Source organism: Gudongella sp. QWL-04 (assembly GCF_058683975.1).
Map to the genome: position 1 here is coordinate 108,770 of NZ_CM178754.1, position 18,398 is coordinate 127,167.

Annotated in this window: 17 protein-coding genes; 16 read left to right on the forward strand and 1 reads right to left on the reverse strand. The window is 42.7% G+C overall.

Annotation, left to right across the window (positions count from 1 at the left end; genetic code table 11):
- Window position 1: 1 nt before the first annotated feature.
- The 11 genes from AC4PHB_RS00545 to glmS all read left to right on the forward strand — a co-directional run bounded on the left by AC4PHB_RS00545 (window position 2) and on the right by glmS (window position 13,196).
- Complete coding sequence (locus AC4PHB_RS00545; protein ID WP_492136744.1) at window positions 2-2,092, forward strand: carbohydrate ABC transporter permease; 2,091 nt, start codon at window positions 2-4, stop codon at window positions 2,090-2,092.
- Entirely contained in the window at window positions 2,089-2,970 is an 882-nt protein-coding gene (locus tag AC4PHB_RS00550; RefSeq protein ID WP_492136745.1) for a sugar ABC transporter permease, read from the forward strand. The genes AC4PHB_RS00545 and AC4PHB_RS00550 overlap by 4 nt, the downstream gene beginning before the upstream one ends.
- 11 nt (window positions 2,971-2,981) lie before the next feature.
- Window positions 2,982-4,070 carry an ABC transporter ATP-binding protein gene (locus AC4PHB_RS00555; protein WP_492136746.1) on the forward strand — a complete coding sequence of 363 codons (1,089 nt, stop codon included), beginning with the start codon at window positions 2,982-2,984 and terminating at the stop codon, window positions 4,068-4,070.
- 17 nt (window positions 4,071-4,087) lie between these two features.
- Window positions 4,088-5,125: a LacI family DNA-binding transcriptional regulator gene (locus AC4PHB_RS00560; protein ID WP_492136747.1), complete on the forward strand. Its 1,038-nt coding sequence runs from the start codon at window positions 4,088-4,090 to the stop codon at window positions 5,123-5,125.
- A gap of 125 nt (window positions 5,126-5,250) precedes the next feature.
- Window positions 5,251-5,865 (forward strand): hypothetical protein, encoded by a 615-nt coding sequence (locus AC4PHB_RS00565; RefSeq protein WP_492136748.1) that lies wholly within the window; start codon window positions 5,251-5,253, stop codon window positions 5,863-5,865.
- Window positions 5,866-6,094: 229 nt separating this feature from the next.
- Complete coding sequence (locus AC4PHB_RS00570; protein ID WP_492136749.1) at window positions 6,095-7,336, forward strand: HD-GYP domain-containing protein; 1,242 nt, start codon at window positions 6,095-6,097, stop codon at window positions 7,334-7,336.
- 41 nt (window positions 7,337-7,377) lie between these two features.
- Entirely contained in the window at window positions 7,378-7,905 is a 528-nt protein-coding gene (locus AC4PHB_RS00575) for a DUF5317 domain-containing protein (protein WP_492136750.1), read from the forward strand.
- A 59-nt stretch (window positions 7,906-7,964) separates the two neighbouring features.
- Window positions 7,965-9,146, forward strand: a complete 1,182-nt coding sequence (locus AC4PHB_RS00580; protein ID WP_492136751.1) for a carboxylate--amine ligase — start codon at window positions 7,965-7,967, stop codon at window positions 9,144-9,146.
- A gap of 9 nt (window positions 9,147-9,155) precedes the next feature.
- Window positions 9,156-10,703: a Mur ligase family protein gene (locus tag AC4PHB_RS00585; RefSeq protein WP_492136752.1), complete on the forward strand. Its 1,548-nt coding sequence runs from the start codon at window positions 9,156-9,158 to the stop codon at window positions 10,701-10,703.
- Window positions 10,704-10,809: 106 nt separating this feature from the next.
- Window positions 10,810-11,325 carry an adenine phosphoribosyltransferase gene (locus AC4PHB_RS00590; RefSeq protein ID WP_492136753.1) on the forward strand — a complete coding sequence of 172 codons (516 nt, stop codon included), beginning with the start codon at window positions 10,810-10,812 and terminating at the stop codon, window positions 11,323-11,325.
- Between the two features lie 41 nt (window positions 11,326-11,366).
- Complete coding sequence (gene glmS / locus AC4PHB_RS00595; protein ID WP_492136754.1) at window positions 11,367-13,196, forward strand: glutamine--fructose-6-phosphate transaminase (isomerizing); 1,830 nt, start codon at window positions 11,367-11,369, stop codon at window positions 13,194-13,196.
- Between the two features lie 82 nt (window positions 13,197-13,278).
- Here the strand turns inward: glmS and AC4PHB_RS00600 are convergent, their stop codons facing one another.
- Window positions 13,279-13,668, reverse strand: a complete 390-nt coding sequence (locus AC4PHB_RS00600; RefSeq protein WP_492136755.1) for a helix-turn-helix domain-containing protein — start codon at window positions 13,666-13,668, stop codon at window positions 13,279-13,281.
- 141 nt (window positions 13,669-13,809) lie between these two features.
- On the opposite strand from AC4PHB_RS00600, the gene AC4PHB_RS00605 reads away from it, so the two are divergent.
- The 5 genes from AC4PHB_RS00605 to AC4PHB_RS00625 all read left to right on the forward strand — a co-directional run bounded on the left by AC4PHB_RS00605 (window position 13,810) and on the right by AC4PHB_RS00625 (window position 18,386).
- A complete protein-coding gene (locus tag AC4PHB_RS00605) occupies window positions 13,810-13,995 on the forward strand; it encodes a helix-turn-helix transcriptional regulator (protein ID WP_333688717.1) in 186 nt (61 codons plus the stop codon).
- Window positions 13,996-14,114: 119 nt separating this feature from the next.
- Window positions 14,115-15,137, forward strand: a complete 1,023-nt coding sequence (locus AC4PHB_RS00610) for a tripartite tricarboxylate transporter substrate binding protein (protein WP_492136756.1) — start codon at window positions 14,115-14,117, stop codon at window positions 15,135-15,137.
- Between the two features lie 12 nt (window positions 15,138-15,149).
- Window positions 15,150-15,575: a tripartite tricarboxylate transporter TctB family protein gene (locus AC4PHB_RS00615; RefSeq protein WP_492136757.1), complete on the forward strand. Its 426-nt coding sequence runs from the start codon at window positions 15,150-15,152 to the stop codon at window positions 15,573-15,575.
- A gap of 12 nt (window positions 15,576-15,587) precedes the next feature.
- Entirely contained in the window at window positions 15,588-17,066 is a 1,479-nt protein-coding gene (locus AC4PHB_RS00620) for a tripartite tricarboxylate transporter permease (RefSeq protein WP_492136758.1), read from the forward strand.
- 228 nt (window positions 17,067-17,294) lie between these two features.
- Complete coding sequence (locus tag AC4PHB_RS00625; protein ID WP_492136759.1) at window positions 17,295-18,386, forward strand: hypothetical protein; 1,092 nt, start codon at window positions 17,295-17,297, stop codon at window positions 18,384-18,386.
- Window positions 18,387-18,398: the final 12 nt, after the last annotated feature.

Genomic DNA, 18,398 nt, shown 5'->3' on the forward strand with positions numbered 1-18,398 from the left:
TTTGGGGAAGTTTAACAAATATCTGTATGATGAGATAGGCAGGGAATATAACAGAAGGAATCTCTATTTAGCAGAGCTGGCTGAAATAGACGAGCTGCTGGATAGCAAAGCCTCAGATAAACCCGAGCTCAGGAAAAGGAGAAGAGACCTGATTTCAGGTAGAGATAAGCATCCGTATATGATCCAGTTCAAGGAGTTTAAGAGGAAAGAAAAGGAATTCAAAAACCGCTTGAAAAATGAACTGAACTCATTTTCTGGGACATTTTCAGACAATCACGATAAAAATCAGAGTAGACTTAAACTGAGACTCTTTGCCAGTGAAATGTCCGCTGATTTTTATAAGGATCACATGGCTATAAGCTACGATGCTGAATTTGAATATAAGAAGGCTGAATTGGAAAGAAAACAACTTCCTGGGATCCTTGAGAATATAGGAAGAATAAAAACTGAGATTGGTGCATTGGAGACTCTTAAGTCTTCAGTAGACACCTCTCAGGAAGTCTTAAAAAAATCAGAGTTTCAATCCTTCAAGACATCTCAAAAGAAGGCAGTTGAAGATGAAATATCAAGGATCAAGCTGCTTAGAAAGGAAGGTACAATATCTAGAAAGGCTGAGGCCAATTCGATCCGTGAAGCTAAGCAACGCAACAGGAATTCAATAAAACTTAAGGAACTGGAAATCCCGACCACTGGGATAAGAGATCAGCTAAAAAGTAAAAATATTGAATTGAAAAATTTTACCAAGCAGAGTCTCAAGATCCTTAAAAGTGACATAGCAGATATAAGAAAGATAACCCCTGTGGAGGTTGAGAAAACTAAACCCATCGTTTCCTATGCTACAATCTTGCTGCCTGGCCTGGGCCAGGGCTTGAACGGTCAGCTTGGAAAGATGTTGGTAATGCTCCTTGGCTCGTTGTTCATATACTTGGTCGCAATACCCTATGCCCTAGGCTTCGGAAATTATCAGGGTGAAGGAATTGCAGGACTCATTAGCCTTGCAGAGGGCGGCGCAAGGATCGATAAATCTCTGATATTTATGATTGAAGGAGTCGTTTCGATATTTTTATTGCTTCTGGCTGTACTTGTATTGTATGTTTCCTTCTCTGACGTATACAAGGTAGAGGTTGGAAAGATAAAGGGAACAAGACCAAAGTCCTGGTTTGAAAACAAGAAGTCATTGCTGGAGGAGGGATTCCCATACGTATCCTCGATGCCGGCTATGATCATAATACTATTCATTGTACTTGTTCCAGTTATTACAACCTTCCTCCTGTCCTTTACTAACATGGACCCGCAGCATCAGTCTAAATTCAACTGGATAGGAATACAAAATTATAGACTTATAGCCTTGGGAGAGGGACTAGCTGGAAGCGTATTCTGGCTGATTCTGGTATGGACGCTGATCTGGACTCTTGCAGCAACCACCCTTGCTATACTCATAGGCTTCTTCATGGCTTTATTGGTAAACAACGAACGTATAAAGGGGAAGAGATTTTTCCGTACGATATATATCCTACCATGGGCTGTCCCGGCATTTATAACGATAATGTACTTCAGTATAATGACTGCACCAGGAGGCTCGATCACTGAAATACTATCAGGTATTTTTAACTCCAGGATTGAGATAAAAAACAACACTCTCCTAACAAGGACAGCCTTGATCCTTATACAGGGATGGTTGGGAAGTGCCTATGTATTCCTATTGACTACAGGAGTTCTTCAGTCCATACCCTCTGACTTATATGAAGCAGCAGAGATCGATGGAGCCACTGCCTGGGACAGGATAATCAGGATCACAGTACCTCTGGTTTTATTCCAGATATCACCTTTGCTGGTGACCCAGTACACGTTCAACTTCAATAATTTCAGTGTGATCTTCCTGTTTAATGAAGGAGGCCCCTTCAATCCGCAGCAATATGGAAATCTTGCAGGATCGTCAGACCTGTTGATTTCATACATCTATAAGCTGGCTATGATGAACCAGTATCAGGCCATCGGCGCAGCGATCACCATCTTTATATCCCTTGGTCTGATGGTTTTCGCGTATCTAGGATTTAGAAATTCTAAGGGTTTTAAGGAGGGAAGACTATGAAAAAGGATAAAATGTATCTCTCAGACAAGCCTCCACTGACTCCTCTTGGTAGAGTTGGCCTAGGTATGACCTATGCAGTGCTTGCAGCATGGGCAGCGGCGATAATATGGCCTTTGGTGCAAATGGTAATATCAGCCTTTAATGGCAAGCAGCAGCAGTATATCATGGCAAACACCAATTTTGAGTTTTCCACCAGGCACTTTGAGTATCTGTTTGAGGAAACGCTGTTCCTCACCTGGGTCAAAAATACCCTGTTCATAGCCGGTACAACAGCTGTGCTGACGCTGATAGTTGTATCCTTTACAGGCTACGCCTATTCGAGGTACAGGTTCAAGGGGAGAAGTGCATCTCTGATGGCAATCATGCTGATACAGACCATTCCAACCTTTGCAGGTATCACGGCCTACTTCACGATGCATTCCATTGCAGCTGCTATTGTTCCTCAGTTTACAAGACAGATGATGCTGATACTGATATACACCGGCGGCGGTATAGCCTCCAATACCTTTATACTTAAGGGCTATATCGATTCGGTCTCTACTGAGCTTGATGATGCCGCTAGAATCGACGGTTGCTCAAACTTTGACGTATATAGGCTTATAATCATGCCTATAGCTAAGCCGATGCTCACAATAATAGCTCTTTGGTCTTTTATTGGCCCTTTCATGGATTATCTTATGGCAAAGGTATTGCTCACAAATCCTCAATCCTATACCCTTGCTACAGGACTATTCACTCTGATCAGTGATTTCAGGACGATGAACCAGCCAGCCTTCGCTGCTGGTGGATTGCTCACTGCAATACCCATCGTTGCGTTGTTCATCGTTCTTCAAAAACAGCTGGTATCAGGCTTGACCAGCGGCTCAGTTAAAGGATAGGAGGAGAGGCCATGAAGGTAATTCTTAAGAATATTGGTAAAAAATACGAGGGAAGAGAAGAGTTTACTCTAAGGAATATAAACCTTGAAATAGATGACAGAGAATTTTGTGTAATTCTAGGTCCATCAGGCTGTGGAAAGACAACTCTTTTAAGGATGATAGCCGGTCTTAACTCCATCACGGAGGGAGACCTTATGTTCGACGACAGAAGGGTAAATACTGTTCCACCAAAGGATAGAGACATAGCGATGGTCTTTCAGTCCTATGCACTTTATCCGCACATGACGGTGTATGACAATATGGCGTTTTCTCTTGCGATGAGGAAGGAGAGCAGGAAGCTTGTTGATGAGAGAGTAAGGGAGGCGGCAGAGCTTCTTCAGATAGAAAACAACCTCTATGCCAAACCTGCGGATATATCAGGCGGACAAAGGCAGAGAGTAGCCTTGGGAAGGGCGATAGTTAGAAAACCCAAGGTCTTCCTCATGGATGAACCGCTTTCAAATCTTGATGCAAAGCTGAGAGAGCACATGAGAGTTGAGCTTGTAAGAATCCACAAACAGCTTGGAACAACGACGATATATGTTACCCATGATCAGACAGAGGCAATGACCATGGCAAACAAGATAATACTTCTTGACAAGGGTAAGGTTCAGCAGGTAGGAACGCCTGATGAATTTTACAACAAGCCTGCAAATATATTTGTGGCAAGGTTTATCGGATCACCAACAATGAATATCCTTGAAGGTGAATACAGAAATGGAAGGTTCATATCCGATAATAATACGATAAAACTGACTCCCTCTGAAGAGGACAGAGAAAGCCTTTCCGAGTTTGAGGGCAAGAAGATATCAATGGGCATAAGGCCTGAGAGATTTGTCAACGATGACACCTACGAGGATACCTTCAATGCTAAGGTCGACGTTATAGAGATGCTTGGAAAGGAAAAAACCATATTCGCAAAGCTTGAAGACGGAACTGATCTGGTGATATCTGTGCCAGGACATCACGAGTTCATTGAGGGTGAAAGCCACAGCTTCGGCTTTGATAAAAGTGCTATCCATTTCTTCGATTCTGAAACGGGAGTGCGGATCAATCCTTGATCCAGGGAGCAGGGGCCATGAAAGAAAATAAGAGGATAACGATTAGAGATGTAGCAAGAAAAGCCGGTGTTTCGCCATCCACTGTATCTCGTGTCATATCAGGTAATCCGAGGATCAGTAGAGATACAACTGAACGAGTCATGCAGTGCATGGAAAAAATGGGATACCATCCAAATGCAATCGCCAGGTCACTTGCAAATAGCAGTTCAAGTACAATTGGGCTCGTAATGCCGCAGGGACCAGGAGAAGCATTGTCGAATCCATTTTTTCCAGAGGCTCTGAGCGGTATAATCAGGACCTCGTCAGAGATGGGCTATGACATATTGCTGGTATCACATCATGGTGATGAGGATGGACAGGTCAACGCAATAAAAGGGATGATAAATGCCTCCAAGGTAGATGGGATAATCCTTATGTCAAGTAGAAAGGATGACAGATCAATAGAGTATCTGGCATCTATAGACTTTCCATATTCAGTCATAGGCTCACCGTATAACGGGCAAAAGAGCTTTAACCATGCTGATAATGATAATATTTTGGCAGCCTATGAGCTAACAAGCTATATGATAGCTAAGGGCTACAGAAGGCTTGTATTGCTATCCGGAGAAAAAGAACTTACAGTGACAAGGATGAGGATCCATGGCTTCAGAAAAGCCCTTGAAGAATCAGGCATCCCATACACTGACGACAGGGTGCTTGTGGGAAGATTTGATGAGGAGACAGGATATAACTTCGGAAAGTGGGCATCAGATCCAATCAACAGGATAGATGGTATCATCGCAACAGACGACGTGCTGGCATTTGGTGCTACGACAGCGCTTCTTGAAAGTGGTCTGAGGATCCCTGAGGATGTTGCAATATCAAGCTTTAATAACAGCGTACTGTCGAGAAGATGCAATATCCCCATAACGTCGATAGAAATCAATCCTGGAAAGCTGGGAGAGGAATCAGTTAAGCTTGTCATTGACTCGATATTGAATGGAACAATGGATAAAAGAATAATCGTGCCGTATCAGCTCCACAAACGTGCATCCACTGAGGGCTTCATTAAATAGTGCAGTATATTTATAATTTTCACACTTTATTTGACTCTGATACACGTTTTATATTGAAAGTAATGATTAAGCGTGTTAATATCTAATTATGGTATGCTATTTTATAATTTACTGTGGGGGATACTATGGATCACAAGCTGATGGAAGACAATTTAAGAAAAATTGAAGCGGTTGTGTCCAGCAAGATAGTAGTTGGTGAGGACAATCAGATCGACGAGGTCCACATTGTTTCAAACGGGCACAGAGGTGCCAAACAGATCGCCAGAGATATACAGTCCGTTCTTCTTGCTACATATGACGTAGATATTGACCACAAGAAAATAAGCATAGCCCAGATCCCGGATGAAATGGTCCAAAGGAACAGCTGCCGGGTCAAGCTTAACGGAGTATCCCAGGATACCTTCGGAACCAAGGCGACAGTAAGGGTCAATCTATCCAAGAAGGAAGACGAATACGTCCACTCCAGGACAGGTGTAAATACCGTGCGGAATGTTGACAGGATGCTCGTTGAGAGCACTCTTGCTGCTGTACAGGATGCATGTGGGTATGAGGATATCTTTATCTTCGAGGATGTCAGACAGATTCAGATTTCCGGAGGGACTGTGGTGATCGTATGTGTAACTGGCATCTGGAATGATACTGAGCAAAGGCTTTCAGGCTCCTGCGTAGTCAAGAATGATTATCATGGAGCTGTTGTAAAGGCGACCCTTGATGCGGTCAACAGGTTTTTGACAAAGTAGTGATCAATGCCGGCTAATTTTTTGGTTTTAACGAGCGGAGCGAATATAGCATGCTGAACTAGCGGACAGCAGAGTACTCTAAGAGGAGGCTATATTCGATGAAAAAAGTTATCGGTGCGTTCATGAGCATTCTAGCATTGGTTTTGGCAGCAGGCGCAAACTATTCACTGATCTAACTACACATGAAGCATAAAACTAGCCGGCATTATCTATATAAGGAGCGATAGACATGGGGATCAATACTAAAACCAAAGTATACCTCGGATTCCTAGTGGCTTTGGCGTTAACATTGTACATATATCTTGCTCTCAACTACAGCCTGGGACCGGTCGGTCTTCTGGCTTTTTGGTCTGTTCTTGCAATTGTTGTTGAATCTCTTTTAATTCCACTCCCCAACAATACAATTGGAGTTTCCGTTGGCTATGCAATTAACATTGCTACTATAATCATTGGAGGTCCTCTTCTGGCAACAACAGTAGCAGGACTAGGTTTCCTTTGCAGAGCTCCTAAGATTGCAGGGAGAGGCTATGTCCATGTCCTGAATTTGCCACCGCATAAATCTTTATTCAATGTATCTCAGAGTATAATAGTTACCGCACTAATGAGTTTGATATATATTCTTATAGGTGGTCAAATCGGTTCGTTTAGCTTGATTCCAACAATCGTTATCCTTTTAGTTGGAGTAGTGCTGAATACTTCATTGATCTCAGGGTTTCTGTCGATTTCTTCCTCGACTCATTTTATTAATACATGGATAGGAAATATACGTGGGACTTTCCCAAGCTCGGTAGCCGTGGGAACTATGGGCATCATAATAGCCCTTGCGTTTATTGGATACGGTTATGGTGCCGTTATTCTGTTTTTTGGTCCTCTACTATTGGCAAGGTACTCCTTTAAGCTATATATAGAGATGAGGAATCTCTACCTTTCAACCATTCAGGCATTGAATAAGACAGTCGAGGCCAAGGATCCATACACAAGCGGCCACGCAAACAGAGTTGAAAAATTCGCAGTAGAGCTGGCAGAGGCATATCATCTGCCATTTGAAAGCGTTCAAAATATAAAGACGGCTTCAATACTTCATGATATAGGGAAAATCGGTATAAACGACAGCATACTGAATAAGGCTACGAGGCTGTCGCAGGAAGAATTCCATGAGATAATGAGGCATCCAAGCATAGGTGCGGATATAATCAGCAAGGTAGACTTCCTTAAGGACATTACGACGATCGTCAAGCATCATCACGAAAGATTTGACGGAAAGGGGTATCCGGACGGCCTGCATGGAGAAGAGATACCGATAGAGGCTGCTATATTGACGATAGCGGATTCCTATGATGCAATGACCTCCGACAGACCATACAGAAAAGCGCTGACTCAGGAAGAGGCTTTTGAGGAACTGAAGAAAAATGCAGGAACACAGTTCCATCCACAGCTGGTAGAAACATTCATTTCAATAATGAATCATTAGGTGAGCTTATGTTTCTGGAGCCTTCAGTTATATCAATTACCTTGGCAAAGCTTAGGGGCGGCAAAATAAAAAATCTGGAGAAAGTAAGCATAAAGGGTTACTGGATGTTCATACTTGCAGCGATTCTACAGGGAGCGCTCTCATTCGGAAAACTTTATAAGCTCCCACTGGTAGAGCGTCTTACAGGTGAATGGCTAGTGTACGTCATGCTTGCAACATACACAGTAATGCTTATTACAGTTATAATCAACTATGAGAAAAGCTACATGAAGCTATTTTTCGTAGGTCTTTTGCTCAACATGGCAGTCATTATTTGGAATGACGGCAAAATGCCTGTATCCATCGATGGAATACAAGGAATTGGCCAGGAAACCGTGCTGCCAGATCGGGAAGTGGATATCAAGCACGTGGCTGCAGATGAGGATACAAAGCTCGTGTGGTTGGCTGACATCATTCTTATCCCAAAGCCCTATCCGTTGCCTAAAGTAATCAGCATAGGAGACATATTTATCATGGGTGGAGTGTTTCTCTTTTTTCAAAAGGAAATGCTGGCATCAAAACGTGGTTGACAATCCCAAGCACTTCCTGTATAGGTTGAAGTGGTTGGGATATTTTTTGGAGGTGGATCATGCAAACTAAGGCAGTAGTATTGGGAACCAATTATTTTATAGGGCTTACCATCATTAGGTCATTGGGCTATGAGGGGGTAAAGACCATCGCAGTGGATTACCTTGATGAGGATCTGTATGGCTCCAGGTCAAAGTATCTTGATGCTCATTATATGGCACCAAGCTTTAGAGAGGATCCTCAGGGATATATCGCTAAGCTTATCGAGATCGCATCAAAGGAGGATACAAAGCCGATTCTTTTCCCTAGTGCCGATCCATATGCCGAGTTCATGGACGAACATCTTGACATACTCAAAGAACACTTCCTGATTCCCATGAAAGAGCAAGGCCTCTGGTCGAGGGTTATGAAAAAGGAGAGTCTTTTCCATCTAGCAATTGAGCATGGTATGCCCGTACCTGAGACAATAGAAGCACCTGACCCAAACCTGGGAGACAGGGTCGAGGCAGAGCTTGGTTATCCCTGTATAGTTAAGCCTGTGAATTCACCTGCTTTTGTTGCAAAGTTCAGAAGAAAGGTACTATATTGCAATAATCGTGATGAGCTTTTGGATGCGGTGGAAAGAGCGGATAATGAGGGACTTAAGGTCATCGTTCAAAGAATAATCCCAGGCTTTGATGACCATATGTATACCTTTGACTTTCATGTAGATCAAAAAGGGAAGATATCACATTGGGTTACCTGCAGGAAGCTGAGACAATGGCCTATAAACTTCGGTGCTTCAGTTTATACTGAGCAAAAGTACGTCCCTGAGCTTGCTGAGCTTGGGATCCCATTCATTGAGAAAATTGGATACAGAGGCTTTGGTGAAATAGAGTTTAAAAAGGATGAAAAAACAGGTAAGTTTTATATGATAGAAATAAATACAAGGACTACTACTCTGAATTATCTTCTATACAAAGCAGGTATTAATTTCCCATATGTCTGCTACAGAGACATGATCGGAGACCCACTCCAGGACAAAGCTGTAAAGGAAGATACAGGCTATGTGTTCCAGTATCTGTTTGAAGATATCCTGGCTTGCAGAGAGTATATTAGAAAGGGACAGCTTACTGCAGGTGAGATCCTTAAATCACTGTTCAGAAGAAAAGCACCTGCCATATGGAGTCTGGATGACCCCATGCCTGCATTTAGCTATATGTGGACAATTTTTGGAAAGACGGCCAAGAGACTGCTTCGATAGGAGGAATATATGAGACTCAACACGCTCCTTGAAGGAATTAAAATATTGGATACAAGAGATACAATCGATTCTGATGCCAAGGGTGTGGCATACCACTCAAAGAGAGTGCAGGAGGGATATATATACGTAGCTATAAAAGGATACAAGACTGACGGTCACCTTTATATCAGCGAAGCATTTGACAAGGGTGCCGTCGCAGCAATCGTTGAAGAATTTTCAGATATTCCAATACCCCAGATAAAGGTTGCAAATACTAGAGTTGCTTTATCAAGACTTGGTGCAAACCTGTATGGTCACCCATCGAAATCCATCAGGACCATTGGAGTAACTGCGACGAACGGAAAGACGACCACTACCTTTATCCTGGACAGGATATTCGAGCTGGCAGGCTTTAAATCTGGCGTAATTGGAAGCGTTCTTAACAAAACGGGAGGAAGGATAGAAACTGCAGAGCTTACAACACCTGAAAGTCTTGATCTCCAGGGTTTATTCTTTGAAATGAGGGAAAACTGCATCACAAGGGTATCCATGGAGGTATCCTCATCAGCCCTCGAGCTTTACAGGACTAACGACATTGACTTTGACATAGTGTCCTTTGCCAACTTCAGCAGGGAGCATATCGACCAGCATGGGAGCTTTGAAAGGTACTGGGAGGTTAAATCCAGCCTTATTAGAAATGCAAAGGATTCAGCTATAGCAGTTTTGAATGTTGATGATGAAAGGATAGCAAGTCTTAGAGAACAGACTAATGCCAGAATAGTGACTTACTCGATATCCGGAGAAAATGGTGATATCCTGTGCCGAAATGTAAGGCTGATAAAGGGCAGGGCTAACTATCAGGTCGTGATAAAAAAGGATATTGAACTTGGGGAATTCATTATAAAAAAAGGAGACTTCAATGTAAGTCTTGGGATACCCGGATACCATTCAGTAGAGAATGCCATGGCTGCTACTGTAATAGCATTGGCAGATGGGATCCCAATAAACATAATTACCGCAGCATTGAGAAGCTTCAAGGGAGTTGAACGGCGTTTTGAATTTATATTCGAGGATGACTTCATAATAGTTGACGACCACTTTGCAAATGTCAAGAATATAAACAGCACTCTGGGTACACTTGCGGATATGGATAAGAACAAGCTTCATATCGTATATGCCATAAGAGGCAACAGAGGAATAACAGTTAACAGAGAAAATGCGGAAGCTTTGGTGTACTGGAAGGACAAGCTAGGGATAAACGATCTTGTTGCCACAAGGAGCATAGGATCAGTTGGATGGAAGGATGAAGTAGTACCTGAGGAAGAAAAGGTCTTCAGAGAAGTGATAGGGAAGACGGATCTTGAGTTGAAGGTTTTTGATACCCTTAAGGAGGCTATAGGGGAAGTCCTTAAGAGAGTGGAGAGAAACGACATAGTTCTTTTAGCTGGCTGCCAGGGAATGGATCGTGGAGCAAGGGTCGCCTTTGACTTTATAGCCGGAATGCGTCCTGAGATCGACATGAAAAAGCTGTATTCACCTCTTGAGAGAAGGGTGTCGGAGCACATGGACCAACTGTAAAAAATTGTTTAGAAATTCACTCTGTTATGTTAAACTTATGTTGTGTATGATCAACTCGGTTGGATCGACTCATGGGATCAAAATGAAGAATTGAGGAGGAAGTGTTTTGGATCTTAAGTCTAAAATCAGGGAAATAGAAGATTTTCCAATAAAGGGAGTAAGCTTTAAGGATATCACCACTCTTACCAGGGATAAGGATGCCTTCAACCATGCTGTTTCTAGCATGATCGATGATCTGAAGGACAAGAAAGTAGATTATATCGTAGGGCCTGAGGCCAGAGGATTCCTTTTCGGCGCAGCAGTTGCATATGGCTTGGGAGTAGGGTTCATCCCCATAAGAAAGCCAGGGAAGCTTCCCGGTGAAACTACAAGCTTTGAGTACGAGCTTGAATATGGTACAAACACCCTTGAGATCCATACCGAATCAATAAAGAAGGGTGACAGGATCGCAATCGTAGATGACCTTTTGGCAACAGCAGGTACAGTAATGGCTGCAACTAAACTGATCGAGTCTCTTGGCGGAGATGTAGTCGCATTGGAGTTCGTTATTGAGCTTACCTTCTTGGGAGGAAGAGAAAAACTGGGAAGCTATCACGTCAACTCATTGGTCAAATACGACTGATCGAATAAGACTGAAAGCAAATCATTTTGGAGGGATAAACTATGTGTGGTATAGTTGGTTACTTAGGAACCGGAAATGCTCAGAACATCATACTCGACGGCTTGTCAAAGCTTGAGTACAGAGGCTATGACTCTGCAGGGATTTCCATTATTGAGAGCGGGAAAATGAAGATCAGGAAACTTTCGGGCAGACTTGGAGTTCTGGCAGGAAGCCTGGAAAATGATCCAATAAATGGAACTATTGGTATGGGACATACAAGGTGGGCGACTCATGGTGCTCCAACCGATGACAATGCCCATCCTCATACGAATGAAAAGGGTACTATAGCTGTAATACACAACGGTATAATAGAGAACTACAGGCCTATAAAGGATGAGCTTCTTGCTTTGGGCTATAAATTCAAATCAGAAACTGACACAGAGGTCATTGCACATCTCTTGGATCACTATTATGAAGGAGATCTTCTCCAGGCTGTTTTTAAAACTGAGGCTAGACTCAGAGGAGCATATGCACTGGTAGTAATGTGTGAGAGCAGCCCTGATGAGATAATTGCTATCAGACATGAGAGCCCAATAATACTTGGTGTAGGCGAGGGTGAAAACTTCATAGCATCTGATATACCCGCAATACTTAAGTATACAAATAAGGTAGTTTATATTGAAAATAAGGACATAGTAAGACTTACCCGATCCGGATATGAGATCTATGGTGAGGACAGAAACAGGATCGGCAGAAAGGTAAGAACTATAGAGTGGGATCTTGAATCAGCAACCAAGGAAGGCTATGAGCACTTTATGCTGAAGGAAATTTATCAGCAGCCTTCGGTCATAGCAGAGACAATAAACAGAAGACTTGATGAGAACGGAAGATTGTTCCTCGAAAATATTGAAATCGATAAGGAAACCATAAAACAGATCAACAAGATATATGTAGTTGGCTGTGGTACAGCCTACCATGCAGGGCTGGTTGGAAGATATCTTTTGCAGGAATTCCTGAAGGTAGATACCCAGGCAGAGATAGCTTCTGAATTCAGATATTCAGAGCACTACATTGACGATAAGACCTTGGTCGTTATTGTAAGTCAATCTGGCGAAACGATGGATACCATCGGTGCATTAAAAGCCGCGAAGGCAAAGGGTGCCAGGATACTATCGATAACAAATGTCGTCGGAAGCTCCATCGCTAGAGAATCAGATGACATATTCTATACATGGGCAGGACCAGAAATAGCTGTAGCATCTACAAAGGCTTACACTACTCAGCTCACAGCTTTCTATATACTGGCTCTTTACTTTGGGGAGCTTAAGGGCACCCTTGAAGATAAATGCTATGATGAGATCCTAGCCGAGTTGAAGACTCTTCCCGGCAAGGTGGAGGCTTCCCTTACAGCTTTTGCTGAAAAGGCAAAAACAGCTGCTCAGGAGATAAAGAACAGCAAGTCGATATTCTATCTAGGCAGAGGACTTGATTACTATACAGCTCTTGAGGGAGCATTGAAGCTGAAGGAAATATCCTATATCCATACGGAGGCATTTCCTGCAGGTGAGCTTAAGCATGGCACCATAGCTCTTATCGAGGAGGGGACTCCGGTAATTGCTGTTGCCACACAGCAGGGCATATATGAAAAAATGGTTTCCAACATCAAGGAGGTAAAGGCCAGAGGAGCTGTAGTTACAGGAATTACTAGGAAAAGGAATACAGATCTTTCAGAGGTTGCTGATACAGTGATTTATCTTGAGGAGAGCTTCAACATATTCATGCCTCTGTTGTCAGTCGTTTATCCGCAGATGTTGGCATATTATACTTCACTCGCTAAGGGAAATGATGTTGACAAGCCGAGAAATTTGGCAAAATCTGTCACTGTTGAATAGCAAAAAAGCCGCCTAGGCGGCTTTTTTTAATTACTTCACTTTTGAAACGATAAGATTAAACATTAATCACTTATCAAAAAAATTATAGACTTCCTTTGCTGAGTATCAAATTCATATAAGCGATGACGTTTCTCTTCTCATCCTCGCTTAATCGTCCATATGCATCCAGAAGCATTTTCTCATCTGAACCCAGATACTGAGGGGTCTTTTCTCTTACAACATCAGCGGAAGGAGCTTCCATGGGGAGGCTTCCTGTAAGCATCCAGTCGATATTGATCTCCAGTACCTTTTTAAGGAGCATTAGGGTATTGGCTGATGGAGCGAACTTGTCATTTTCCAGATCACTCAGGTTTCCTGTTGATAGACCGGTGAGATCCCTAACCTCAATTAGAGATAATTTCTTTGCTTTTCTTGCAGATCTGATCCTTTGCCCTATGGTGGACACTTTAACACCTCCAAATTTTTCTGACATCAGAGAATTGTAGCCATTTCATATTGACAGTATCTGACATCTGAGATATCCTATAGCTAGGAATGTTAATCATATTAAGCCCATTCTACCATATAGATCAACAAAAAGAGAATAAAAATTCTTTTTAGGGATGTGATTTTGATGAAAAGGAGAAAGCTGACCCCATTTGGAGAAAAGGTCAAACAGAAGCTTGTTGAGGTGAATATGACCCAGAAGAAATTGGCAGAAGCACTGGGTACCTCAGAGGTATATTTAAGCATGATACTTTATGGAGAAAGGTCAGGCAAAAAGTATATACCCGGCATCAATCAAATTTTAGAGCTGTAGCAGGATTGGTCTTCGTTCATTAGCGTGTCGGAGACCATCGTTATTTAATAATGCTCTTGCATGATTAATACCGTCAGTGGTAATATAAGTGTGACTATTTATTAAGAGGAGCATCAATCATGAATAAAAGAAAATCAATTTTAGTTTCACTGGTATTAGCAGTAATATTACTGGTATCAGGATGTGGTCTTGGAAAGGCTGAGGAGAAATTCCCTTCCCAGGATATCAATGGGATCATCCAATGGGGTGCAGGCGGAGGTACGGACATTATTTCCAGATCATTGACGCCTTATGTAGAGGCTCAGCTTGGAAAGACGATCATTCTACAAAACAAGACAGGTGCAACCGGTGCAATAGCTGCTCAGTATGTATATGACCAGCCTGCGGACGGGTACACTCTTCTTTATGGTGCAGAGAATCCTCAACTTTACGGGGTAATGGATATATCTAAACTAAGCTATGATGATTTTGAGCCAATAATCGTTATCGGCAGAGAGACTGCAGTGGTTGTAACTACTGATAGCTCAGGGATCGATTCTCTTGATCAACTCCTCCAGAATGCGTCTGATTCACCTGGGTCAATAAAGCTTGGCACCACTGGTCCTGGGGGACTGCCCTATGTCGTCGCAGCTCTTTTTAATGCCGTTGATAAGGCGGAATTCAACCAAATACCATTTGATGGAGACGGCCCTGTAGTCACTGCCCTCCTTGGGGGACATGTTGATGTAACAGTTACTAAGCTTTCTACGGTCAAGGATCTGGCTTCTGCAGGAGAGGTAAAGATCCTGGGAAGCATATCCGAAGAACCGATAATCGGTTTTGAGGAAATACCTACAATTACCAGCACCCGACCTGAGTACTCAAAATATCTTCCATGGGGACCATTTTATGGAGTTTATGCAAGAAAGGATACATCGCCTGAGGTAGTGGATATTCTTAAGAGTGCTTACCTCAAGGGATTTCAAAATGAAGAGTTCCAGGATTTCCTATCAGAGAGTGCCATAACACCTATGGGGATTTCGGGCGATGAAGCCAGAGATTTTCTGGAAAACTGGAAAAAGGTATCATCCTGGCTGTTATACGATGCAGGAGGAGCTAAAATATCACCTGAGGAGCTTGGCATAGAAAGAGTAAATCCATAGGCTGTGATAATAATGAGAAAATCAGAACAAAGGAAATATACTCTGATCATTTTTGCCCTTGGGCTTTTCAGCCTTGGGGCTTTTTGCCTTTCATTGATCATGTTCTTAAAAGACCCATCGATAGCTTCTGCAGGAGCATTGCCGCTTGGAGTATCAACATTGATGGTGATGATCAGCATACTACTATATACGAAGCGTTTGGAAAAAGAAAACAACCTCACGATGGATCCTAGGGTTCCACTGGTAATAATAGGTTTATCAGTATATATACTATTGACTTATCTTATAGGTTTTTATCCTTCGACTGCGATTTTTGCCGTCTATTCAGTCATCGTGCTTGGAGAGAAGCCATCCATAGGGATGCTGCTTTATTCATCAGGGCTTGTATTGGTGCTATGGATTCTTTTTGGGACCATATTCAGAGTCACATTACCTTAGGGAGTTGATATTATGCTTGAAGGTCTGACAGGATTATTGATACCAATATCAGATCCTTTTTTAATATTTCTCATAGCGGCAGGGACCTTTGCAGGTATATATGTTGGAGCCATCCCAGGCCTATCGGTTACTATGGCGGTCTCACTGCTTATCTCCTTCACATTCTCGTGGGATATGTTCAGCGCTATGGCGTTGATGACTGGAGTATTTGCCGGAGGAGTTTATGGAGGCTCAAGGTCTGCAATATTATTGAATATACCGGGTGCGCCTGCTGCCATAGCTACATCCTTCGATGGTTATCCATTGGCTAAGCTTGGCCTGGCGGGTGAGGCCATCGGTACTGCGACAATTCAGTCATTTCTTGGAGGTATGATAGGATTGTTGATCATGGTTTTCGCAACACCTCTCATGTCTCAGATAGCTTTGGCCTTTGCTCCCAGAGACTACTTCCTGATTGCCTCGATGGGGCTTCTTCTTATTGGAAGTCTAGGAGGCAAGACTCCTTCAAAGGGTATACTGATGGGCTTGATGGGAGTTATCCTGGGAATGATAGGTATGGACCCATTCACAGGTGAGGGAAGGTTTACCTTTGGTTCTCTGGCGCTTATGGGTGGAATCGACTATGTGGTAGCCATGATAGGACTTTTTGGAGTTTCAGAGGCCATAAGTCAGATAGAGCTAATAGGAAAACCAATCATCAGGCAAAAGTTAGACAGGATAATACCTCTGTGGAGTGAAACGTTACGCCACATTCCATTGTCTCTAAGAGCTTCAGCGATAGGAGCATTCATAGGAGCGCTTCCTGGAGCAGGTGGAGATATTGCAGCATTACTTGCATATGACCATGCTAGAAGAACGGTCAAGAGTCCTATGAGACCTTTTGGTGAGGGAACTATAGAGGGCGTCATTGCTCCCGAAGCGGCAAATAATGCTGCCGTTGGGGGAGCATTCATACCGATGTTGACGCTGGGAATACCGGGAGACAGTGTTACTGCCGTTATCCTTGGAGCTCTATTCATCCATGGCTTAAGGCCTGGTCCATTGATGATGTCTGAAAAACCTGAAGTATTCTGGTTTTTTGTGTCAGCTCTTTTTCTGAGCAATATTTTCATGCTGGTATTTGGGCTGATGGGAGTCCGGATATTTTCACGTATAGTTGAGATTCCAAAGCAGTGGATAATCCCGACAATACTAATACTTTCGATGATAGGTGCCTACGCAATCAGAGGCAGGTATCTGGACCTGGTTTTGGTAATAATCTTTGGAGTAGTTGGTTATGGCATAAAGCTTAACGGTTATCCGACTGGACCAGTAATACTTGGCATGATCCTTGGGCCAATGATCGACAGCAACTTTCGAAGGGCTGCACTTTCTGCCGGATCCTTGAAAGGTGTTCTATTTGAAATAATCTCTAATCCCATAAGTCTGACCCTATTTGCTGTGATAGCTCTACTATTATTATCAGGTATTCGGCTTAGGAAGCGAATTTAATGCATGAAAAGTCATAGTTCGTGACAAATCTACCTGTGTTTTATTATGATCCTGATAAAAATCGTTGCAAATGCTTATACGTAAAGAGGATGTCAAACAATAAAGGGATAATGTTCGTTAAAACATAGATAAATAGAAATTTAACGATATATCTATTGCACCTAAAAAAGTTACATGCTATAATCGACTTGTTGTTTGAACCTATATAAATTTCATGGAGGGTGAAGGATGAAGAAAATTATTTCATTGTTATTAGTACTTATGCTGAGCATTGGCTTGCTTGCAGGTTGTACTCCAGCAGCACCAGCAGCACCGGAAACACCAGCAGAGACTCCTGCAGAAACTCCAGCTGAAGAACCAGCTGTAGAGGGAACTATCGTAAAGCTTGGACTTGGACATGTTATATCTATAGCAAAATCCAAGGACAAAGGGACAGATGCTAACGGAAATGCAGTCAACGCAGGAGCACAAGCAGACGTAACCATTGCATCAGTAGGATTCGATGCTGACGGTAAGGTTGCAAGCGTATACATCGATGTTGCTCAAACAAAGGTTGCATTCGATGAGAACATGGTAGTAACTTCAGACAAAACTGCTGAAGTAAAGAGTAAAAAAGATCTTGGAGCTGACTATGGAATGGTTAAGGCTTCAGGTATCGGCAAAGAGTGGTTCGAGCAAATAGCAGCTCTTGAAGACTGGATGGTTGGCAAGACTGTAGAAGAGATCAAGGGTATGAAGATGGCAGAAGGCAAAACTACTGAAGAGGACCTGGTATCGTCAGTTACTATTTCTGTAGACAGCTACATCGCAGCAGTTGAGCAGGCTTGGAATGAGTCCATTGAAGTTGCTGGCGGAGAAACCGTGGGCCTTGGTATCAAAACATCTATAGCAAAGTCTAAGGACGCTGGAAAAGATGCAAATGGAAATGCAGTTACAGCTCAGGCTCAGGTTGATACTATAATTTCAGCTGCAGCATTTGACGCTGAAGGTAAGGTTGCAGGAGCAATAATCGATACTGCACAGGTAAAAATTCCATTCGACGCTGAAGGTAAAGTTACAGCTGATAAAGCTGGCGAGTTCAAGACAAAGAATGAGCTTAAGGATGAGTATGGAATGATAAAAGCTTCCTCAATAGGCAAAGAGTGGTATGAGCAGGCAAGAGCACTTGCTGATTGGATGGCTGGAAAGTCAATCGATGAGATCAAAGGAATGGAGCTTGCAGAAGGCAAAACAACTGTAGAAGATCTTATATCCTCAGTTACAGTTGGAGTTGAAGACTACCTGTTGGTAGTAGAAGAGGCAGCATCCACAGCAAAATAGTTGATTTCGACT